The 23,293-nt window shown below is 34.6% G+C and carries 18 protein-coding genes and 1 pseudogene; 11 read left to right on the forward strand and 8 right to left on the reverse strand.

Annotated elements, in window-relative coordinates; genetic code table 11:
• The first annotated feature begins 5 nt into the window (after nucleotides 1-5).
• Nucleotides 6-1,481 (forward strand): T9SS type A sorting domain-containing protein, encoded by a 1,476-nt coding sequence (locus K8344_RS01480; RefSeq protein WP_237606505.1) that lies wholly within the window; start codon nucleotides 6-8, stop codon nucleotides 1,479-1,481.
• Nucleotides 1,482-1,569: 88 nt separating this feature from the next.
• Nucleotides 1,570-2,160, forward strand: a pseudogene (locus K8344_RS01485) (carboxymuconolactone decarboxylase family protein).
• A gap of 61 nt (nucleotides 2,161-2,221) precedes the next feature.
• On the opposite strand, the gene rsmI reads toward K8344_RS01485, so the two are convergent.
• The 3 genes from rsmI to K8344_RS01500 form a co-directional block, all read right to left on the reverse strand.
• Nucleotides 2,222-2,896, reverse strand: a complete 675-nt coding sequence (gene rsmI, locus K8344_RS01490) for a 16S rRNA (cytidine(1402)-2'-O)-methyltransferase (protein WP_237606506.1) — start codon at nucleotides 2,894-2,896, stop codon at nucleotides 2,222-2,224.
• A 3-nt stretch (nucleotides 2,897-2,899) separates the two neighbouring features.
• Nucleotides 2,900-3,109, reverse strand: coding sequence for a hypothetical protein (locus tag K8344_RS01495; RefSeq protein WP_237606507.1), 210 nt, complete (start codon nucleotides 3,107-3,109; stop codon nucleotides 2,900-2,902).
• A 157-nt stretch (nucleotides 3,110-3,266) separates the two neighbouring features.
• A complete protein-coding gene (locus K8344_RS01500) occupies nucleotides 3,267-4,109 on the reverse strand; it encodes a hypothetical protein (protein ID WP_237606509.1) in 843 nt (280 codons plus the stop codon).
• A gap of 184 nt (nucleotides 4,110-4,293) precedes the next feature.
• On the opposite strand from K8344_RS01500, the gene K8344_RS01505 reads away from it, so the two are divergent.
• From K8344_RS01505 to K8344_RS01520, 4 genes are all read left to right on the forward strand, one after another.
• A complete protein-coding gene (locus K8344_RS01505; RefSeq protein WP_237606510.1) occupies nucleotides 4,294-4,953 on the forward strand; it encodes a thymidine kinase in 660 nt (219 codons plus the stop codon).
• A 2-nt stretch (nucleotides 4,954-4,955) separates the two neighbouring features.
• The gene (gene alr / locus K8344_RS01510) at nucleotides 4,956-6,065 is read left to right on the forward strand and encodes an alanine racemase (protein WP_237606511.1); all 1,110 of its coding nucleotides are present in this window, start codon (nucleotides 4,956-4,958) and stop codon (nucleotides 6,063-6,065) included.
• A 79-nt stretch (nucleotides 6,066-6,144) separates the two neighbouring features.
• Entirely contained in the window at nucleotides 6,145-6,555 is a 411-nt protein-coding gene (gene mscL / locus K8344_RS01515) for a large conductance mechanosensitive channel protein MscL (protein ID WP_185099180.1), read from the forward strand.
• A 389-nt stretch (nucleotides 6,556-6,944) separates the two neighbouring features.
• Nucleotides 6,945-7,934 (forward strand): aspartate-semialdehyde dehydrogenase, encoded by a 990-nt coding sequence (locus K8344_RS01520; RefSeq protein WP_237606512.1) that lies wholly within the window; start codon nucleotides 6,945-6,947, stop codon nucleotides 7,932-7,934.
• A 15-nt stretch (nucleotides 7,935-7,949) separates the two neighbouring features.
• Here K8344_RS01520 and K8344_RS01525 read toward each other — a convergent pair whose 3' ends face one another.
• The 5 genes from K8344_RS01525 to K8344_RS01545 form a co-directional block, all read right to left on the reverse strand.
• Nucleotides 7,950-10,550: a CHAT domain-containing protein gene (locus K8344_RS01525; RefSeq protein ID WP_237606513.1), complete on the reverse strand. Its 2,601-nt coding sequence runs from the start codon at nucleotides 10,548-10,550 to the stop codon at nucleotides 7,950-7,952.
• Nucleotides 10,538-12,490, reverse strand: a complete 1,953-nt coding sequence (locus K8344_RS01530; RefSeq protein WP_478236161.1) for a DUF7849 domain-containing protein — start codon at nucleotides 12,488-12,490, stop codon at nucleotides 10,538-10,540. The genes K8344_RS01525 and K8344_RS01530 overlap by 13 nt, the downstream gene beginning before the upstream one ends.
• A 63-nt stretch (nucleotides 12,491-12,553) precedes the next feature.
• Complete coding sequence (locus K8344_RS01535; protein WP_237606515.1) at nucleotides 12,554-13,546, reverse strand: hypothetical protein; 993 nt, start codon at nucleotides 13,544-13,546, stop codon at nucleotides 12,554-12,556.
• A 99-nt stretch (nucleotides 13,547-13,645) separates the two neighbouring features.
• Nucleotides 13,646-15,406: a T9SS type A sorting domain-containing protein gene (locus K8344_RS01540; protein ID WP_237606517.1), complete on the reverse strand. Its 1,761-nt coding sequence runs from the start codon at nucleotides 15,404-15,406 to the stop codon at nucleotides 13,646-13,648.
• A 228-nt stretch (nucleotides 15,407-15,634) separates the two neighbouring features.
• Nucleotides 15,635-16,636, reverse strand: a complete 1,002-nt coding sequence (locus K8344_RS01545; RefSeq protein WP_237606519.1) for a hypothetical protein — start codon at nucleotides 16,634-16,636, stop codon at nucleotides 15,635-15,637.
• 102 nt (nucleotides 16,637-16,738) lie between these two features.
• Between K8344_RS01545 and K8344_RS01550 the strand changes: the two genes are divergently transcribed.
• The 5 genes from K8344_RS01550 to K8344_RS01570 all read left to right on the forward strand — a co-directional run bounded on the left by K8344_RS01550 (nucleotide 16,739) and on the right by K8344_RS01570 (nucleotide 23,280).
• Entirely contained in the window at nucleotides 16,739-17,326 is a 588-nt protein-coding gene (locus K8344_RS01550) for an RNA polymerase sigma factor (protein WP_237606521.1), read from the forward strand.
• Entirely contained in the window at nucleotides 17,316-18,074 is a 759-nt protein-coding gene (locus tag K8344_RS01555; RefSeq protein ID WP_237606522.1) for a hypothetical protein, read from the forward strand. The genes K8344_RS01550 and K8344_RS01555 overlap by 11 nt, the downstream gene beginning before the upstream one ends.
• Nucleotides 18,075-18,184: 110 nt before the next feature.
• Nucleotides 18,185-18,565, forward strand: a complete 381-nt coding sequence (locus K8344_RS01560; RefSeq protein ID WP_139854027.1) for a DoxX family membrane protein — start codon at nucleotides 18,185-18,187, stop codon at nucleotides 18,563-18,565.
• A gap of 118 nt (nucleotides 18,566-18,683) precedes the next feature.
• The gene (locus K8344_RS01565; protein WP_237606523.1) at nucleotides 18,684-20,828 is read left to right on the forward strand and encodes a prolyl oligopeptidase family serine peptidase; all 2,145 of its coding nucleotides are present in this window, start codon (nucleotides 18,684-18,686) and stop codon (nucleotides 20,826-20,828) included.
• Between the two features lie 508 nt (nucleotides 20,829-21,336).
• Complete coding sequence (locus K8344_RS01570) at nucleotides 21,337-23,280, forward strand: T9SS type A sorting domain-containing protein (RefSeq protein WP_237606524.1); 1,944 nt, start codon at nucleotides 21,337-21,339, stop codon at nucleotides 23,278-23,280.
• Nucleotides 23,281-23,293 lie beyond the last annotated feature (13 nt).

A 23,293-nucleotide genomic window follows, 5' to 3' on the forward strand; every position in this document is an offset into this window, starting at 1 on the left:
AAAATATGAACAAAATTTTACTCTTTTTTGCGTTGTTAATTACGCTTATATCATTTGGGCAGGATGGCAGTTTAGACCTTTCATTCGGAGATGGCGGGGTTGTAATTATGGATTTGAACAACAGTCAGGATTTGGTGTGGAATGTTGTGGAACAGGCAGACAATAAAATAATTGTTTCCGGAGCTATGGCTCAAAACAATGAAAATTTTTATCCATATTTAGTAAGATTTATGCCTGATGGCACATTGGATACAACTTTTGGTACGGATGGTTTGGTATTAAGCACTGATAATGGTTTTGATGATTTCATGTATCTGTTTTTTGATGACTCTCAAAATATCATTGCCGCTGGCCCTAAAAATCAAAGTTCAACATTCGTAGTTGCTAAATATCTTGATGACGGAAATTTAGATTCTACTTTCGCTGATAATGGCATAAAGATTATTCCTAATGGAAATTATGAAGGAATGACACTTTTGTCTGATGGCTCTTTTTTGTTATTGAAATTTTCAAATAACAACACTATCACAATAAACCATTTTTTAAACAACGGTTCTTTAAATTTAAATTTTGGTGTAGATGGCGCTGCAATTTCTAGTTATAGCGGTGAAAGTTTTCAAGGAGTTGAAATTAAAACGGATGCCAACAATAACATCTATTTCTTGGGCAAACGCAACAACATTGCCGGTGCCGATATTATTTTAATGAGATTCAATCCCGATGGCTATTTGGATACAAGTTTTGGAAGCAATGGAATAACTACAAAATTTCTTGCTTTTGATCCCATGAATTCCAGTACTGCAAGCCTTGATTTCACAAATGATAATAAAATAGTTATTGCGGGAAGTTGCGGTGCTTGCGTAGATCTTTTTGAACCTGTTTTTCAACCTTATTTTTTAAGGTATAACTCTGATGGATCACCAGATGCCAATTTTGGTAGTGATGGCACGGTTCTACTGCCAGTTTCAGGTTTCAGCATTTCGCGGTTAATTATACAAGACAACCAAAGATTGATTGTCGGAGGACAATATTTAGACTGTTTTGAAGGTAGTATTTATGGTATAGTACGATATTTTGCTGGAGGCACACAAGATAATTCATTTATCGGGGGTGGTGTAGACTTTAATTATATTACCTCCTTTATGCAAGCTGATGGAAATATTTTAAGTGTTGGAAACACATTTTGGTATAATGGGCCAGAAGATATTGTTTTACTACGTCATAACAATAACCCTCTGACCATTGATGAATTTGAAAATCAAAAAGTAATAGTCTACCCCAATCCTTCCAATGGAATTTTTATAATTGAGCGCAATTTCTTTTCCGAAAAAGAAAACTATCAAATAACAGACATTACAGGAAAAATAATTGCAACCGGCCAGTTAAATGAGAAGCAGACACAGCTGGATCTTTCCTCAGCTCAAAGCGGTGTTTATTTCCTAAAAACTTCAAACAGCGGTTATCGGTTATTGAAGAATTAGTTTTTTAAAAATTATTCAGTTTTTGGAGCTTGTTATTTAGAATTTGCGAATGCATTTTGTATTTTCGGATTTCAAACGAATTTAAGCTATGCCATTAGTTACACCCCTTTCCCCAAACCACGATACCGAAACAAAACAATTGGCCGAATTTTTTAATGAAACATTAGGCTTTTGCCCAAATAGTGTGCTCACTATGCAACACCGCCCTGCGATTAGCAAAGCGTTTATAAACCTGAACAAAGCCGTAATGGCGAATTAAGGACGAGTTACATCCGCTTTAAAAAGAATGATTGCTTGGGTAAGTAGCAATGCCACAGGCTGTCGCTATTGTCAAGCCCATGCCATTCGAGCTGCAGAACGCTATGGAGCCGAGCAGGAGCAACTCGATAACATATGGGAATATAGAACCCATCCTGCTTTTTCGGAGGCTGAGCGGGCCGCATTAGACTTTTCATTAGCGGCGAGTCAAGTGCCAAATGCAGTGGATGATGAAATAAAACAAGAACTCTACAAATACTGGAATGAAGGTGAAATAGTAGAGATGCTAGGGGTTATCTCTCTATTTGGATATTTAAATCGTTGGAATGACTCAATGGCTACTACTATAGAAGAAGGAGCCATTGAAAGCGGGGAGCAGTATTTGGGGAAGCATGGTTGGAATAAAGGGAAACATGTTTGATTTTGAATCAACGATTAACGATTGTTGATTGCCAATTTCTGAGTTTTTTTAAAAAAAATTCTTATTTTTTTCCCGAAACAACCACAACAATCTCCCCCTTCGGAGGTTTATTTTCAAAATGTTTTAAAACTTCTTCTGCAGTACCGCGTACGGTTTCTTCATGTAGTTTTGTGAGTTCGCGTGAAACCGATATTTGTCTATCGGCACCAAAATATTCAACAAATTGTGCAAGTGTTTTCAGCAATTTATGAGGTGATTCATAGAATATGATTGTTCGAGTTTCTTCAGCTAAATGTTGAAAGCGAGTTTGTCTTCCCTTTTTAACAGGAAGGAAGCCTTCAAATACAAATTTATCATTTGGAAACCCACTGTTTACTAAAGCAGGAACAAAGGCTGTCGCTCCAGGCAAACAATCCACTACAATACCAGCTTCAACACAGGCGCGCGTTAGTAAAAATCCTGGATCGCTTATAGCTGGCGTTCCTGCATCACTAATTAATGCTATATTTTCACCGCTTTTAATACGCTTTACAATTCCATCCACAGTTTTGTGTTCATTGTGCATATGGTGAGAATACATTTGAGTATTTATTTCAAAATGCTTCAGAAGTTTTCCACTTGTTCTCGTGTCTTCTGCGTATATTAAATCTACATTTTTAAGCACCTCAACAGCGCGATAAGTCATATCTTTTAAATTACCTATTGGTGTAGGCACAAGGTAGAGTTTTCCCTTCATAGTTTATGAGCGTACTGTTTTTCCGAAGAAATAAGAAATTAGTAATAATATATTTCCAATAAGTGTAATTGTTATTCCCGGATCATTAATAAAATAATGAGCAAAAGAAGCTAATGCAATACTAAAAAATAGACCTGCACAAGCCCATTCCATTACCCATTTTGGTTTTCGATATAAAATAAAAAATATGGCAATTATTTTAGCAATTGCCATAGGTATAGCTAAATAAGTAGGAGATTGATAAATTTGATAATTACTTTCAATAACCGCTGTATTCGTTAAATACTTAAATGTAGCATATAAAAACAGAGCGCTTTGCAGCCCAGTTGCAATACCATAAACTGATTTTTAGGCTCTCACAAATTAAGCGTTAGTTAAATCGCTTTTCGATTATATTCATAAACCTTTCGGCATAAACTTCTTTATTTTCCCATTGATTATAGTCTGGTTTTACTTGAGCATTTATAAAGGATTGTGCCTCTTCATAACTTTGTAAAGTATTTATTTGCGATAACACACGAGTGTAATCTTCAATTTGCCCATCAAATAAATGCTTTATAAATGCCAACCTATCATTCAATCCTACATTCAATCCTTTATTTACAACATCATTTAAAGATTTCACTTTTGTTTCAGGCGCAGGTTGTCTCTTTTCTTCAATATCTTTTACCTCCACAGGTTCTGAAACTTCAACTGGATTTGAAAATAAATTTGTTTGCTTTCTTTCAAATTCAGGCATTCTTTGATAGGTAGAAGCAAACTCTTCTAATTCATTTTTTATATGATTTGAAGATGCTGTATCTGGAGCAGATTCCTCAGGAATTTTTGGCTCCTCAACTTTAGGAAGCAATTCGTCTAGCATTTCATCTATCTTATCGCTTTCTTCAGGCATTTGAGCTACTATATCCTTAATTTTCTCCATTAAAGGTTCAATAAGATCTTCCTTGTGTTCTGGTTGTGGCACAGGCTCAGGCTCAGTAAACCAATTTTCTTCACGGAAACTTTTGGAGTCTAACGATTCTTCTTGTTCCACCTCTTTTTCTGGCGCTATTCCGTAATCGCCATCAAGTTGTTTTTCTAAATACTCAAGCACTATCAATTTATCGTAAAGTTCTCTGACTAATCCCTTAACAGATGTGGTTTCAAAGGTACTTTCATTAGCTATTATTTTCTTTGCGACTGTCGATAATTGCTCTCGCAGTTTCTTCTTCATATCTTATTAAATTAAACCGTATTTCTATTTTGTTTTTATAAATTTACGCATCCTTTGTGTAAACATCAACTATTTTTATATACTTATATAAATACGTTGCTATCCAAAGGCTTCAACCAAACCGCAAGTTGAATATCCTTTTAGTAAAATTATTAATGTTGAATGTTGCGTGTAAATTTAAACTATGTTTCTTGAAAATACCGTAAATCAGAAAGAACAATTTGGCTGGATTGAAGTAATCTGCGGTTCCATGTTTTCAGGAAAAACCGAAGAACTTATCCGAAGGCTAAAACGAGCTCAGTTTGCACGTCAGAAAGTAGAGATTTTTACACCTTCTATTGATACTCGTTATGCCGAAGATGCAGTTACGAGTCACGATAGCAACCAAATTAGGTCTACACCAGTCCCTGCAGCAGCAAATATTCCAATTCTGGCAGATAATTGCGATGTAGTTGGGATTGATGAAGCTCAATTTTTTGACGATGAAATTGTAAAAGTATGTAACGACCTAGCCAATCGAGGTGTAAGAGTAATTGTTGCAGGACTTGATATGGATTACAAAGGAAATCCTTTTGGGCCGATGCCTGCTTTAATGGCAACTGCAGAATATGTTACAAAAGTACACGCTGTTTGCACCCGAACAGGAAATCTTGCTCACTATAGCTATCGCAAAGCGAAAAGTGAATCGCTTGTTTTACTCGGAGAAACAGATGAATATGAACCCTTGAGTCGAGCTGCATTTTATAAAGCACAGTTACGTGACAAAGTCGTAAAACTAGAAGTGAAAGATGTTGAAGAATTAAACGATAAAATTCCTCCTGAAAATACAGGAAAAAAAGCATAACCATGCCCAAAGCCACAGAAACAATATTAGAAATTGACTTAAACGCTTTAAGCAATAATTATAAATACCTTACTTCGAAGTTAAAAAACAACACCAAGTTCATGGCTGTTGTAAAAGCCTATGCTTACGGAAGCGACTCAGTTGCTATTGCCAAGGAACTTGTAAATTTAGGTGCAGATTATTTTGCTGTAGCCTATCCAATTGAAGGAGTTATTCTTAGAGATGCAGCAATACAAACGCCAATTTTAGTATTACATCCACTTCCTGTAAACTTTGATGTTATTGTAAATCGATGTTTAGAGCCTAGTATTTATTCTTTTAAAATATTAGATGAATTCATCGCTTACGCCGAAAAAACGAACCAAAATAACTATCCAATTCACTTAAAATTCAACACTGGATTAAACCGATTAGGATTTACAGAAGACGAAATTTCATTAATTTCTAAAAAACTAGCAGCTACAAAAAGTGTAAAAGTAAAATCGGCTTTTTCACATTTAGGAGCTTCCGAAGATTTATCAGAAAAAGAGTTTTCACTTAAACAGATTAATACTTTTAAAAGAATTTCTGAAAAATTAACCGCGGAACTTGTATACAAGCCATTGCTGCACTGTGCAAACACATCTGGGATAATTAATTACCCTGAAGCACATTTTGATATGGTCCGTTCGGGTATAGGACTTTATGGCTTTGGTAACGATAAAGTAGAGAATAAAAACTTTAAACCAATAGCAACTTTAAAAACGGTTATTTCACAAATTCACACAGTTAAAAAAGGAGAAAGCATTGGATATAACAGAGGTATAATTGTTGAGAAAACCACTCAATCTGCCACCTTACCGCTGGGTCATGCCGATGGAATTCCACGCTCTTACGGCAAAGGCAAAGGTTGGGTAGTTATTAATAATAAAAAAGCTCCTATCCACGGAAATGTGTGTATGGACATGATTATGGTTGATGTAACAGATATTGAGTGTAAGGAAGGGGATGAAGTTATTGTTTTTGGTTCCACAAATACTGCGGAAGAATTATCTGCAGCAATTAACTCTATTCCTTATGAATTACTAACTGCAATTTCACAACGTATTAAAAGAGTGATTTGTCGTAAATAATCAAATGCTAAGTTTATTGTGATATATTGTATAAATATTTTGTTAAATTTGGAAATACTAACACATTAAACTAATCAACATGTTAAAAGAATTTAGAGACTTTATTATGACTGGCAACGTCGTAGACCTTGCTGTTGCTGTAATTCTAGCAGGTGCCGTTGGCCTTGTAGTTACAGGATTTACTAATGACATGATTATGCCAATCGTCGGGCATTTTGCAGGCGGAATGGATTTTGCCGATCTTAAGTATGTATTAGATCCAGCTGTAATTGGTCCAGATGGCGAAGTTGTAGAACCAGAAAACGCAGTTATGTGGGGTAAATGGGTAAATTCCATCATCAACCTGATAATTGTAGGATTTGTTTTATTTATGATAGTAAAAGCTTACGGAAACGTACGTAAGAAAAAAGAAGAGGCTCCTGCTCCAGACCCAGGACCATCTGAAAAAGATATTTTATTAGAAATTCGTGACGAACTTAGAAAAAAATGATTTTCGTACTTAAGTAACTTTATCGATAAAGGTTACTTAGTGGTTCTGATAAATTATCTAAGGATTTTATTGAAATTTTATCGAGTTACCGCTACACTACATATTCTAACTTTAACCCTCTATCAACAAAAAGATAGAGGGTTTTTCTTTATTTTAATTTGACAACATTGTTAGCGGAAAAATTAAAAATTTATAATCATTTAATATAATAAAACGTAGCGTCCATTTATGATTAATTTTCCTCTGTGCTAAGGCTCTCCTCTTAAGTTAAATTTAACTTCAAACGGATTGCATGCTTTGTAAAAATCTTTCCGACCTTTGTAGATAATTCGAGTACGTTAGATTAGTGTATTTGCAGAATTAGAATAACGAATAATAATTTTCAGAATATGAAATTAGCTGTAGTTGGTGCAACTGGTATGGTTGGTGAAGTAATGCTTAAAGTGTTAGCAGAACGCAACTTCCCATTAGATGAACTGCTTTTAGTAGCTTCAAAAAGATCTATTGGAAAAGAGATAACTTTTAAAGACAAAACCTATAAAGTAATAGGAATGGAAGACGCTCTTGCAGCAAAACCTGATATTGCTTTATTTTCTGCAGGCGGAAGTACATCATTGGAGTGGGCTCCAAAGTTTGCTAAAGTTGGTACAACGGTTATCGACAATTCTTCCGCTTGGAGAATGGATCGCGACAAGAAGTTAATTGTTCCAGAAATTAATGCTCAAATTTTAACTAAGGAGGATAAAATTATAGCTAATCCTAATTGCTCCACCATTCAATTGGTAATGGTATTAGCACCACTTCATAAAAAGTACAAAATGAAACGCGTTGTTGTTTCCACCTATCAATCGGTTTCTGGAACTGGATTAAAGGCAGTGCAACAAATGGAAAATGAAATGGCTGGAATAAAGGGTGAAATGGCTTACCCTTACCCTATTCATAAGAATGCACTTCCACACTGTGATGTTTTTGAAGAAAATGGTTACACCAAAGAAGAAATGAAGCTTGCTCGAGAACCTCAAAAAATATTAGACGATCGCACATTTTCAATTACGGCTACAGCAGTACGAATTCCAACCTCTGGCGGACATAGTGAATCGGTTAACGTTGAATTCGAAAACGAATTTGAATTGGGTGATGTTCGCAAAATGCTTCACGAAACTCCTGGCGTTACATTGCAAGATAATATAGACACAAACATTTATCCGATGCCAATTTACGCACACGATAAAGACGAGGTTTTTGTTGGGAGAATTCGTAGAGATGAAACCCAAGAAAACACAATAAATATGTGGATTGTAAGTGACAACCTACGAAAAGGTGCAGCTACAAATACAATTCAAATTGCGGAATATCTCGTTGCTAATTCTTTAATTTAATTCTTTTGAATATACTTAGGTTTTCTTTCTCTTTTTAAAATACCAAACTCCTATTCCTATTAAAGGAATTAAAAAAATTAAAAAGGATAACGAACTTATATTCCTTTTTTCCTGAGGGGTATCGGTAGCACCATAATAAACAAATGCACCCCAATAATAAGGTGATTTACGAGTGTTGTCTATAGTTTTGTTTTGGAGATAATTTATGCTAGCGCGATGAAGTGAAAGATTTCGAGAACGGTTTTTACTTAGGTTTTGATAATAATACTCCATTAATTCGGCAGTACTTTTATCATTTACCTGCCACAAAGAGAACAACACATTAGAAGCACCCGCATACTGAAATCCACGCGCTAAACTCAAAGCACCTTCACCTTTTACTACTTTTCCAACTCCGGTGTCACAAGCACTTAAAATCACTAATTGATTAGAAAATTGATGCCCATAAAGTTCTTCTACCGAAAATGTTCGATCAAAAAAACTAATTGATGGTCCGCTACTAAAACTACCTCCGGTTGCATGAGTAGACAGATGTAAAATTGTATGAGAATTGACACTTGTAACAAAGTTTTTAACTGTGGCTTGAGTCTCCATTAACAAATCAGACTTAAATACTTCGGTTATTGCTTTTGCTTCATTAACCGAATATTCTAATTCCTGAACTGAGTTTTTAAACACAGGAAATACCCCTAAAACAGATTGCTTTTCATCTAAAGATGAGGTATTCCTTAAGTATTCAGTAAATGAAATTGTATAAGAAACTGTACTTTTAAAAATTAAAAAAGGCATTTCAGCGTATTTAAAAATCGATGATTCTGAAGTTAATAATGTTTGAAAAGGAATAAATGATAAAATCCCATCGGGAATAATAATCAAGTTTTCTGCTTCTGGTAACTGCAGTATTTTGAAAAGCTTTAATGACGAAGCAGTAAAGAGCGGTATATCATTGTTAATAGTTGCTGGGCTATCAAAAAATCGACTGTAAGAACGGATTGCTTCTGTAAATTGTAAATGCTCTGTTTTTGAACCAACAATTTTCTGAAATATTAGTTTTTCTTTTGAAATAACAATCTGATAAACCATCTCGGAACCAACGAAATAACTCACCAAGGTCTGATTAGAAATTGTGGCCTTATGTATAATTTCATCAAGGTCAACAATAGAATTTGTTATTAGAGAGTTCGCTATTTCAGATTGAATATTAGAATATTCTATTCTTTGCTTGGTTAGTAGCGCACTGTATTCTTTTTGGAGATGTGCTAACTTATCATATTCAAGATTATTGTTTAAAATCTGTTTTTGAATTTGATCATTTATAACAGCGAATTCCTTTTGAAGCCTTCGAAATTCTGAAAACTTTTTATTTTCTAACGAATTCAGTTTGGCTTTTAAAAACATCGCCTCACTTACAATTCTCCCTTTCACCTTGTTATCGAGGTGTACTGCTTTAGCAATCCATTCTTTGTTTTTAGTTGATTGATATTGCTTATAAAAAACTTCCATCATCATCTCGCTTCTACGTTTTACGTCTTGTTGAGCTAACAATTTGCTGCCTTGAACATAAAGTTCTGCAAAAAGATAATCGCTAACTTCAGAAGCGAGGCTAAAAGCTTCTAGTGCTTCATCTAAATTACTTTGATTGATGAATACGTTTCCCTGTAAGTCCAAGGCATCCATTAAAATCGTTTCCGCATATAGTTGATCATTTTTAGGTAGATACTGTTCTAAATTATACGAAGGAATTAACAACTTATAAATTTGCTGAATGTGAGAAAGAGAACTTTCTATTTGTCCTGAAACAAAATAAGTTTCTGCCAATGATAATTTCATTTTCGCCACTTCTCGAAAATTTATATAAGAGGCGTTATGAAGGAGTTTGATAGCCTTTCTTAGATTGAGGATAGCTTTACTATTTTCTTTTTCTGAAAGATTAACTTGCGCTAAAAGTTGATAAGCTTTTGGGTTATTAGAATTTGATTTTAAAACGTCATTTAAAAGATTTTTAGTTTCTTCTATCTGATGAAGAGCATAATATGCACTTGCTAAATTAATTTTTAAATCATGATTGGTTGGTGACTCTTTTAGGGCTTGTAGCAGGATATTTTTCGCTTTATGAAATTCTCCTCGATTGTGATATAATACAGAAAGATTTAAAACACCACTAACTTGTTGTTTAGTTTGTCCCGTTTCCCTAGCATAAATTATGTAATGTTTTATAGTATTTTCTGCTTCTGATAAAGCTTGGGTTTTTATATAAAGATTACCAAGAGGCTTTAGACAATATTCTATAATATCGTAGTTACTAAGATTTTCAGAAAAAAACATTTGCTTTGCTTTTTCGTAAACTTCGATAGCTTTTTGAAGTGCTTTGTTTTGAGTTTCTATATAACCAATATTGCAATATGCAATGGTTTTCGCCAACAGCACTTCTTTGTCGTTTGAGAGTGTAGCTTCCACTACATTTAAAAGTTCGGATTGATTATCGGAATCTGGCTGTTCTAAATAGGAATCTAAGCGTGAATAAATAGCCTCAACTTCCTGTGTTTGTGCAACGGAACTTCCGATACAAATCAGGAAAAATAAAGTTCCAATTATGTGTTTTTTTAAAATTTCCAAATTGCATAGGCTTGAAATTGAGAAGTGGGTTGGTTAAAGTTAAACACATATCGAACTCCCACACTCGGACCGATTCTAACACCACCTGCATTCACACCTATAAAAACTCCACTATTAAAATTGGTAAAATTTTCGGTGCATTCGGTTTTTTGAAATGTATCATTCGTTTCATCCCTAATTATTCCTTCATCTGGAATATTCAAATAAGCCTCTCCAGTTGTTTCGGTAGAAATTTTACTTTGAAAATCGAGTTTAAGTTGAACTCCAGCTCCAAAAGCCAAGAAGTTATTTAAGTTATAGCGATAGGAAATAGGCACGAGATAGGCTGTAATGTTATTTTCTTTATTTTTTTCTGTAAAACGTTGAAGACTCTCAATTCCGATATCATTAAGGTCGGAGGACTCAAACCTCTTTAACTCCTCGAAGGATGCTGCTGAAATAAAAAATTCACTTTGCCAATACCCACGATACGATTTAAAAGGGGAAACTGTTACTCCAGCAAATACCTCCCGACTTTCATCTACCGAAGGCGTATAAATATACCCAGCTTTTGCACCTATAGAAATTCCAGGCATAAAACGGGTTGTACTATAATTTGTGATTATAGGTTCATTTTTATCAAAATATATTGCGGTTCGACTCTTAGTTTTCTTTTTGTGAAAGTCATCACCAAATTTCATAGCATATTTCACAAAACCTTTAGTAGAGTCGCGTTCCATAACATTTTTTTGTGCCGTACCAGGAAGATAAATGTTTTTAAATGTGAATATAAGTTTATCCTTTTCTGCTATTGTGTCTAAACATGAATAATTAACCTCTTTTTCTTTAGGACAAATGGGACATTCGGGATACATATCGATTACCTCTAATGTACTTTTATCAAACATCTCTGGAGTGTCTACTTCTAAACGGATTGTGTTTGCTGGGCCTTCCCCGTCATTTTGAAATTTTACTTTAAACTTCACTTTTTTATATCGAACCAAGCGATAGTTTAATAAGAAACCGTTAGTCGACATTTTATTAGGGTCGTGCGATGTTACAATCTCCAATTCGGTATCTTTTACAGTATGGTTTCCGTAATTATTATCAGGCACATATATAGTTCTAAGCGTTACTAGAGCACTAGTATCTTTTAGCATTTCGGGGGTGGTCTTTAAAGTTCTAAAAATGTGTCGTTCCTCCCCTGGTTGCATGTTTTCGAATTCTATAAGTTGGTGATTCCTGTATAGTTTTCTTGATTCTTCCAGCGTTACTGGCAGCACCAATCTCTTAGTAGAATCCTGAACTATTTTTGTACGAATACGAGGAATAACTTCTGTTCCAGCCATATAATAATCGGATTCATCAGCATCAAATTGAGCGGCAAACATTGGATCTATTGGAACTATTTTTTCACCGTGATGTAAACGAGTATCTTCAAGAATAAAATTGTCGTCTTTAAATTTTTTGTCGTTATAATAAAGATATAAACTTCCACTTGTTACATAATCCTTTGTGTTTTTGTAACTAGTAATTAGCACCATTTCTTCGTCGGGAAGTGGATCGCGATTTGAGCGTATAATTAAGTGTTCATCTTCAGGAAAAATTGAGGGAATAGCTTCAGAAGAATCTAGAGAGGCACTTGCACCATCTATCCCCGTTGAGGTAATATTAATTTTTTCAGGTCGGCTTTTGGGCGGTTTCCCATTGTCGTAATTATTGGTGCTCCACAGCCTAGCAGTATATTCACCTTTATTTTTGTAAGTGTGTTTCGGGTTTTTTTTATTGCTATAGTTCCCATCACCAAACTCCCAATGGTAAGTGTAAAAAGCTTTGGGCGCACCTGCTATTTGATTCAACGGAGGCATTTCTGGAGAAAAGTCAACTTTGTTACCCATTACATCATAAAAAATAGGGGCAGTTCGCGTAAGTGTATCTTGAACTAGACTTTGCCCTACCATATTTATTGAAAATAAAATAACAGCTAGTGCAGACAAGAAGGGGCGTAAAAGGTTCACCATAGTTTATAAATTGTTAATATAGTCAACTAGATTTCTCTCCGAACCGTTTTTGGTGTTGCGAGTGACGGTTATTTTACCATCTTTAGTAACTATTGGAGAAGAATCAAATAAAAACTCTGATTCAGGTTTACTTACAAATATCACATTCGCAGTTGTATTTTTTGGGATCTGGCTAAACTTTTCACTAAAAACCTCGTTTTCTGAATCATATGCTGAGAACATACCAACCCCGATGCTATTGGAATCGTACTTAAGAAAAACATTGCTATTTGCAAGTGAATATGGCGAGTGAGCTTTGTTATATAAAATACCTCTTTCTTCAGTACTAGGATTGAATCGTGCAAAACTATACCAGCCTAACTCATCTATAATAGCGCGATATCCTAAAATTATATTCCCTGATGCATCTTGATAAGGTTCTTCAAACACACTATATTGAGGCACGATCTCCCAAAGCACTGTACAATCAATTGCATTACAAGTAGGAGATACAAATAGCGATAGGTCTAAACTTTCATTGTCTGAAGGGATAAACACTTGTATTTCCCCATTCATCAATACTGGATTTCCATTGTGTTCAGCATTTATGTAGAATATGCTTTCGCTTAGTAATGGTTCTATTGCTTGGCTACTATTGATGCCATTTGTAGAAAGTTGACAAGCAATAATTTCCCCAGGGTTATACATTTCAAGTATGGAAAATGTTATTTCACCGTCTATTATGGTTCCATCCAAATTTTGAAAGGTCCCCTCAGAAATATATAGAATTGTATTTTGGTTAGCCTTAATCTCAGTACTTGTATAATTGTTGAATTGAAAAACTTGTAGCTTTGGAATTCGGCAGTCTAAGGCACTTTGTTTATAGATTGCCCCATCAATTGGTTCTTGTTGATTTGGGTTTTCAACAGCTCCAATTTCACACTCTTCAGTATTGGAACTGCAGCCAGACACCAATAAGAAAACACCTATACAAATACAAATAAATAATTTCTTCATATTTAAGCTATTAACAGTATACAAGATACAACTTTTATAAAAAAGCTTCCCACTTTAGAATTAACTAAAATGGGAGCTTATCAAAATTGAAGGTATTAATTAGCTTTTAATAAATTTAAACACTTGGGTTTTAGACAAGTCGTCTTCTATGTTAATAAAATAAACTCCTTTCTGTAAGTCTGAAACATTTAAAGTTGTAGTATTTCCTGTTCCGTTAAGATTAATCTCTTTCACTTTTTTTCCTAAAACTGAATAAATAGCTAAAGATTTTATTGTGTTATTACTTAGGAAAACTGTAAGCTCACCATGTGTTGGATTAGGAAACAATCCGCCTGTATTAATAGAGTTATCTCCTACTCCCATTGTACCATCACAGTTGGTAAGTGTATAAGAATATGCGGTATCATTAAAATTTATCGGGCTTTCAGTAGTGGATACAAGACCAGAACTAACTGGGATTTCATAAACACTAATAGATGTATGCGATAAAGTAAGATTCATATTATCACAAATATTTCTTTTATCTGAAGTTCTAGTGATTTCGGCAAAAGTAAATGGCATTCCTTCTGGGGTTTGATATCCTACAGTGATGTAGTCGTTTTGAGATCCAGAATTTAAATTCAGCACCGTAGCCATATCTGGATAGTAAATTAAAGGCATTTGCCCATTCCAAAAGTTATATTCATCTCCAGGAGCTTCAACATGAGTATTTAAATATTGGTAAGCAATAGAAACCTGATTACCAGTTGCTTTTTCAAATTCGTAGGTAAACACATTGCTTTGTCCATATTTTACATCTCCAGCTCCATTTGTCCAATACTCTTCTCGATTATATCCAAAGACCACTAAGTTATCTGGATTAAGAACAGATTCTTTTAAAGTAAATCCATATCGATCTAAATATCCTGAATTAATTACCCAAGAAAGGCTGCTTATTATATTTCCAGAAGTATCAAAAACGGTAATTCCGAAATTATGCATTGACGAGTAATTAGATAACATGTAAATATTTCCAGTACTAGCTTCGTAATATGCATCAACACTTACATCTCTGAAATTTCCGTATATATAACTTTTATCCCAAAGTGCATTACCTTGATGATCTATAAGCATAGCCAATACACCCTGTCTTTCAAAACCTTGCTGAGTAATACCTGTAGCACTTCCAGTTAAGAAAAACCCATTGTTAGTTTCGGTGATATTATTGATAAAATCGTAGTCGCTACTTGCTCCAGATGTTCCTACACTATCCACCTCTGTAGTCCAAATTACATTTAAAAATTCATCGACTCTAAGTACATACCCCATATTAAATGAACACTGGTTGTCCAAGTTATAGCAACTACTAACAAATCCACCAACTACAAAACCTGGATCTGTAGTTCCGTCGTTATCGGCATCTGTATTTGTGTAAGCAATATTAAGTCCTGTTGAATTGAAGCTAGACCCAACAATATCGTAGTAATTTACATTTATTACATTTCCTGAAGCAGCATCAATTTTTGCGATAAAAGTTCGCTTTGTACTTCCTACATCTATAGCACCTGTAATGGCTATAACACCTAACATATTTGCAACATCAAAAACTCTTGCGTTCTGTAAAGAACTGTCTGAATATTCTTTTGCCCAAATAATCATTCCATTTTCATCCATTCGTTTTAGACTAACCACAGAGCTAGTCATTGTAGAATCAAATATATTGCTGGCAACAATAAAGTCTGTGCTGCCGTCATCGATAACCTCGATGTTAAGATCGTGATAGATATCTGAATTATGTTGTACCTCTCTTTGAAAAGGCTGCGCTTGAATTGTTATGCAAAATAATCCGATTAATGCGAGTGAAAATAATTTTGTCTTCATAATAAAATGTCTTTAATTAATATTTAAAATTCAGCAACCTTTTGTTGCTTCATACTTATATCAATAGCTTTTAAAAATGTTACCCCTGTTTCAAAAAAAATAAACACGAAGCGCGTCTAACCCTCTATGTGGCTTAATTGAAAGTATTATTTTATAAAAAAAGAAGGTCACTATAAAAGTGACCTTCTCTGGCTATCAAATTAAACAACTAATCAACACACCAACATACTATGGTAAATTATTAATAGCCGCCACCATATTCTCGTGTGTATCTACTTGAGTATCTTCAAGATTGAATACATAAATATCATTTTCAGCAATTGTAACTCCTTGAATGGCGTATCTCCAATTGTCTCCTTCTGCGGTTGCAAAAATTATATGCACTTTCAACCCTATAGGAATTTGTCCATAATGTTCAGAAAACAATCCTGCTTGTTCATCAAAGGTATCTAGCTGAGCCAAGGCATTTGGCTCACCATCGTAAGATAGATATACTGCACTATTATCATAATCAAAACCTTCAGGAGCTTTTACTTTTAATGTAGTTTTAGGTCTAGGATCATTGTAAAACTTATCAATGTTTGTCCATCCAAATTCGTCTAAAAACACAATATAAGTTTCACCTTCAGTAAATAGCTCATTATGTGTACCTGGCTCAACTTCATCCCAAGTAAGATCTCCCTTCTCATCAATAATTCCTTTCCACAAAATCATTTCTGGATCTGCCCCTCCAGTATTTTCTCCAGGTACTAAAAGCTGCAACACGCATCCAGAATCTAGAGGAACGCCATCTTTTGTCACTTCTATATAAAACTCTCCACCAGTTATTAGCATTGCTTTATCTCCATTTGAATTTAGCCCCATAGTTGGCTTATTGGTAGGTAACATATCTCCACTTTCGAAAATATCGACAAAACTTAGCTCAACTTCTCCAGTTACTAAATTGCCATTTAGCGTTAAACAGTTTGCTGGAATATTTAAAACAGTTCCATCATTTGAAGTAAAAGAAAGACCATCTTCAGCATTAAAATTCACAGTTTCTATGTGATCGGTCAGAGCAATTTCTCTTAAACCTTGAAACTGAGCTGAAGAAGGAGGCACGAATGCCACATCTGGTATTGTATCTACCTCTTCCTCTTTATTACACCCTATAGCTACTAAAGCTAGTAAGCCAACTATTAAAAGTTTTGAAAAGGGTGTTTTCATTTGTTTGTTCATTACATTTTTCATGAGTTCTAATTTTTTAAGATTATACCCTTATATCAATAGTATTAAATATTGTTACCCATCAGTTGTTAGTTTTCATTATTTTTAAGTTTTTAAAACCATACTTTGGAAACAAAAAAGATACATTCAGACCAGCGATATGTTGAGGCACTTCTTGCTAACAACAATACTCTTATAAATGAAATCTATGAAAAATTTGCCCCCAAAGTGATTGCTTATGTTTGTAAAAACAGTGGAGATGAAACAGCGGCAAGAGATATAATTCAAGAAACTTTAATCACAATTTACGATCAGGCAAAAACAAAAGGATTAAAGCTTACTTGCCCTTTTGATGCCTATTTCTTTCTGATTTGTAAACGGAAATGGCTTAATGCACTTAAAAAAAGTGGTAGTAAAGAGGTAACAATTGAGGAGGAACGTTTATCTATTAAAGACGATGCTGATGAAAACGCAGAAAAAACTCAGCAATTTGAAGAGCAACAGAATCTTTATATGTCTGTGCTTTCAAAAATGGGAGAAACCTGTAAACAAATAATTACCTTAGGTTTTTCAGCAATGTCTATGCAAGAAGTGGCAGACCAATTAGGAGTAACTTATGCTTACGCCCGCAAAAAAAAGTCGCTTTGCATTAGCAAATTAACCCAATTAATTAAAGAAAGCTCTCTATATAGAAAGCTTAAAAATGACTATTAGTGATATGGAAAGTGAAGCCCATGAATTATTTGTTGCATATCTAGAAAACGAACTGTCAAGTTCCGAACGCGAAACCTTTGAAAGAAAATTGAATGAAGATTCACAGTTTGAAGCGGAGTTTTTAGAATTTAAAAATATTTATATCATTTTAGAAAATAGACTATCTCCGCAGCGAGCTTCAGTTTTAGAAACCATCAAACAATCTAACTCAAATTTTAATTATAAATCATCAAAAGTTACATCAGAGAAAACAGAGAAAAAAGTAATTAAATTTAAGCCTTGGAAATACGGAGTTGCCGCATCTATTTTACTGGCAATCGGAATTTTCATCTTTAATAATTTCAGTAAACCTACATATTCTGACTTCGCAACTCAGGAAACTATTTCATTAACTGTAAGAAGCGACGGAAATGAAACTACTAAAAATGCTGAAGTAGCATTTAATTCAGCAGAGTACGCAAAAGCATTAATATATTTTAACGAACTTTTGAAGGTAGAACCCAATAATTTACAACTGCAGTATTATAAGTCGGTTGTTTTAGTTGAATTAAGTGAATATGATGAAGCAGATAGTTTATTGAAAAAAATTCAGGAAAACAATTCTGTTTACGCCTCAAAAGCCAAATGGATTAGTGCATTAAGTTATCTTAAGCAAAAACGCTATAAGGAGGCTAAGGAAGTCGCTAATTCTATTACCTCAAGGGACCCCGAATATCAAAAAGCTCAAAAGCTACTGTCAAAGTTATAATCAATAAATTTCACATTTGTAATTTATATGCTAATTTTTAAACACTTCATTATCAATTAACGAGATTATTTTTATTATCTTTAAGGAACCAACCTTAAAACCAATAAGTTATGAATTCCTCGTTTACAAAAATAATCCGCACCATTTTGGGTTTAGGTTTGCTCTTTTTTGGACTGAGCAAATTATTTCACTTTAGTTTTTTACCCACTCATATTTATACTGATGACGCCGCCCGTTTTATAGACTCACTTAGCGACTCTGGTTATATTATGTATGTAGTAGGCGTGTTTGAAGTTGCAATTGGACTTATGCTTGTGATTGGAAAATGGGTTCCATTTGCGCTATTACTGTTAGCTCCAATTTCGGTTAATATTCTTTTATTTCATTTATTCTTAGACACTCCCGGACTTTTAATCGCAATTATTGTCATCCTTCTAAATGTAGTTTTAATTTACAAATATTGGAGTGTATATAGGCCGCTATTTACTTAATCACCGTAAAAATTATAAAATGAAAAGCTTTCAATTATGGAAGCTTTTCACTTTTTATATAGTTTCCTGCAATCTTAAAAAATTGTACATTTACACATCTTATAAAAAATCAACAAATATGAAGTTATCAATCGTTCCAGCAGTTTTATTACTCGCTCTGGTTGGCTGTAAGGAAGAGCCTAAAAAAGAAGTAACAACAGTGACATATCCACAGATTAAAACAGTAGACACCGTAGACACTTATTTTGGTGTTGAGGTAAAAGATCCATATCGTTGGTTGGAAGATGACCGCAGCGCTGAAACTGCAGAATGGGTTAAAGCTGAGAATGAAGTAACTTTCGATTATTTAAATAACATTCCATTTAGAGAGGAATTAAAAAAACGTCTTTCCGATATTTGGAACTATGAAAAAGTAGGAGCACCTTTTAAAGAAGGAGACTACACTTATTTCTATAAAAACGATGGATTACAAAATCAATATGTAATCTACAGATATAAAACTGGAGAAGACCCAAGCACAGCCGAAGTTTTCTTAGACCCAAACACGTTTAAGGAAGATGGAACTATTTCACTAGGGCAAGCGAGCTTTTCAAAAGATGGTAGTAAGTTAGCCTACGCTATTTCTGAAGGGGGAAGCGATTGGAGAAAAGTAATCGTAATGAATACTGAAACCAAGGAAATAGTAGGCGATACTCTTAAAGATGTAAAGTTTAGTGGACTTTCTTGGAATGGTGAAGATGGATTTTACTACTCAAGCTACGATAAGCCAAAAGGAAGTGAATTATCTGCTAAAACAGACCAGCATAAAGTTTACTATCACAAATTGGGAACTCCACAAAGTGATGACAAAGTAATTTTTGGTGCAACTCCAGAAGAAAAACACCGCTACATTGGCGCATCAGTTACTGAAGACAATAACTATCTATTAATTAGCGCTAGCACATCAACTTCAGGAAATAAACTATTTATAAAAGACCTTAAAAATCCAAACGCAAAATTTGTTACCATTTTAAATGATACAGATTCAGATTCTTATGTGCTAGAAAATGTAGGCTCTAAGCTTTACATAGTGACAAATAAAAACGCACCAAATAAAAAAATTGTAACTGTTGATGCAGCAAATCCAACTCCAGAAAATTGGAAAGATTTAATTCCTGAAACGGAAAATGTTCTTACTCCAAGCACAGGTGGGGGAAGCATTTTTGCCAACTATATGGTTGATGCTGTTTCAAAGGTGAAACAATATGATTATGACGGAAAATTAATCCGTGAAATTGAACTTCCAGGTGTAGGTACTGCAGGTGGTTTTGGAGCAAAGAAAGAAGAAAAAGAGCTTTACTATTCTTTCACTAACTATGTTACTCCAGGAAGCATTTATAAGTTTAATATTGAAACTGGAGAATCAGAATCATTTATTAAACCAGAAATTGATTTCAATCCTGACAATTTTGAAAGCAATCAAGTTTTCTATACTTCTAAAGACGGAACAAAAATTCCGATGATCATCACGCATAAAAAAGGATTAAAATTAGACGGCAAAAATCCAACGATCCTTTATGGATACGGTGGATTCAACATTAGTCTTACTCCTAGCTTTAGCATTGCAAATGCAGTTTGGATGGAGCAAGGCGGTGTTTATGCTGTACCAAACCTAAGAGGTGGTGGTGAATATGGTAAAAAATGGCATGATGCAGGAACCCAGATGAAGAAACAAAACGTGTTCGACGATTTTATCGCTGCTGCTGAATATTTAATTGCAAACAATTACACTTCTAGTGACTACCTAGCAATTCGCGGAGGTTCTAACGGAGGATTACTTGTTGGAGCTACAATGACTCAAAGACCCGACTTAATGAAAGTGGCACTTCCTGCTGTAGGTGTTCTAGATATGTTACGTTACCACACCTTCACTGCTGGTGCAGGTTGGGCATACGACTATGGTACTGCTGAGGACAGCAAAGAAATGTTTGAATACTTAAAAGGTTATTCACCATTACACAATGTTAAAGAAGGAGTAGAATATCCTGCTACTTTAATAACAACTGGTGATCACGACGATAGAGTTGTTCCAGCACATAGTTTTAAATTTGCTGCTGAACTTCAAGCTAAGCAATCAGGTAGCAATCCAGTTTTAATTAGAATTGAAACAGACGCCGGGCACGGTGCTGGAACTCCTGTAAGTAAAACCATCGAACAATATGCAGATATCTTTGGATTTACATTATACAACATGGGGTATACTAGCCTATCGAAAAAAGAGTAGCACAGACCGACTAATTATCGTTATAGCCACTTCCATATTTCAACGGGAGTGGCTTTTTTTTTAACTAACATTTTACTCCAATAGAGAAGTGATTCAATAAGAAACAATTGAATTGTCATAAAAACTATTCTTTTATGCAATGCCATTCATTTTTCGGAATTTAACTATAAGTATCTACTGTTAGCGCTTAATTTTTATTTCAATTTAGCAAAATTTTTATGTAATTCTAATTGCTCTTTTAAGATTATACGTTCACTAATTTTTAAAAAGCTTACCTAAAAAACAGTTGGTGGTTTGTCCTACAGAAATGCCCTGACGAATTAATTCTATGAATTATTCAGGGTATTTTAGATCATAATTATAGGTGAGAAAATCAAGAATAAAGAATTTTAATACATGCATCGTATTGCACAATTTTTCTTGCATTTATATAGGGTAACTACTGAACTCTATTCACTGCTGCAAACATAATTTTAGTATATTTAAAAATTAAATTAAACTTTAAAAAATGAATAAATCTACTATTATTGGATGCTTTCTAAGCGTTCTCACGCTGTCTCTAAGCGCTCAAACCTCTCGGCCTTCCACGAAACATATAAAATCGAATTCATCGAGTATAGAAGCCACAAAAACTGCAACTACCTCTGTTGATGAATTATTGAAACGACGCAACAATATTGGAATACAAATGGGACCTGTGTCCGAACATTTTTCTATTGAGGAGCAGAAAATACTGAGGTCCTATTTAAGCAATCAACAACAAACTACTAATAACAAAACTGTAATCCCAGAGGCCTTTCAAAATGGCAATACCGAAAATTTTGGGGTACCGAGCAGTTTAGAATCGCTATCGACAGTTTATGGCGTAGACAATTCAAGCACAAACCTTATAGGATTTGAACCAACAACTCCAGATAATGTGGAAGTTTTTGGATCGTCTCCTATAGTCTTTAATTTTGAAGATGCTGGTGCAATTGATCCACAGAATCCAACTACGGGATATGTAATAGACGACTGGGGAGAATTCTACTCTTTCGATGTAGAATCTGGTTTTTACACCCATTTAGGCAATATTCCAGGTTGGTGGCTCGATATGGAATATGACAGGAATACAGGTATTCTTTACGCCATTTCAGAAGGAAAGCTTTACACTATAGATCCAATAGCCGTAACTGCCACAGAAGTAGGTGCTTTGGTGGGAATACCAGCCGAAAACTTTCCAGCTACCCTTGCCATAGATGGGAATGGAGTAGGATACACCTTTGAAATGGTGGATAAGGGATTTTACGCTATAGATCTGGCAACTGCAACCACTACTTATATTGGTAATATTGACTATAATGCTAATTATAGCCAAGGAATGACTTATGACCCAATTACAGATATGGTATATATATCTGCATTTAATGATGATATTTTCACCGCAGAATGGCGTACTGTTGACGTGTCAACAGGAATGACAACATTAATTGGACCAATAGTAACTCCTTCCGAAGTTACACAGGTTGCATGGGTATCATTTGGAGAAACACTTGCCCCACCTACTTGTGAAAGACCAACCGATTTAGCCGTATCGAACATTATGACGAGTTCGGTAGACTTATCTTGGGTGGAGGAGCCTAATGCAAGTAATGGTTATATCTGGTACGTATTTGAACGAGGTGAGAATCCTGTTTCAGGAACTCCAATTGCAACGGGAACAACACCCAGTGGCATAACGACGGCAACAGCAACAGATTTGGCCAACGGATTAGCCTTCGATTTTTATGTCCGTGCCGACTGCGATTCAGATGGAGTGAGTCAATTAGCGGGACCAATAAAGTTTTCAACTGTTCCAACTTGTGGAGGTAAGTTTTATGATAGTGGCGGACCTAATTACAATTATAGTGATAATGAGAATATAACCACTGTAATTCATCCAGAAACTTCTGAAGAAGCTGTTACCGTAACCTTTATCAATTTTGATGTAGAGGATGAATTTGATGCCTTGTATGTTTATGATGGTCCCGACACCAGTTACCCAATGATAGCTAGCGGAAATCCTGCTACGTATAGTGGTTTTCCTGCAGGAGGTTATTATGGAGTTGAAAATCCAGGTCCATTTACTTCTACCCATTCGAGCGGTGCTCTAACTTTTGTGTTTTTAAGTAGCGATTTAGGAATATATCCTGGATGGGAAGCAGATGTAACCTGTACATCCCTTGGTATAAATGAGCACTCAAACCAAGAACTTTCATTTTATCCTAATCCAACCGACGGAATATTGAATTTTAAAAGTATCGACAATATTGAAAATGTAACTATATTCAATGTTTTAGGTCAACAGTTAATTTCACATTCTATAAATGCAACAAATTCACAAGTTGATTTATCCGAACTAAGTACAGGAACCTATATTATGAAAGTGTTAATTAAGGGTCAGCTTAGTACTCATAAAGTACTTAAAAATTAAAATCGAAATTATA

Origin of the sequence: Aequorivita xiaoshiensis, from assembly GCF_022008395.1 — a bacterium.
In the GTDB taxonomy this organism is placed as follows: Bacteria; Bacteroidota; Bacteroidia; order Flavobacteriales; family Flavobacteriaceae; genus Aequorivita; species Aequorivita xiaoshiensis.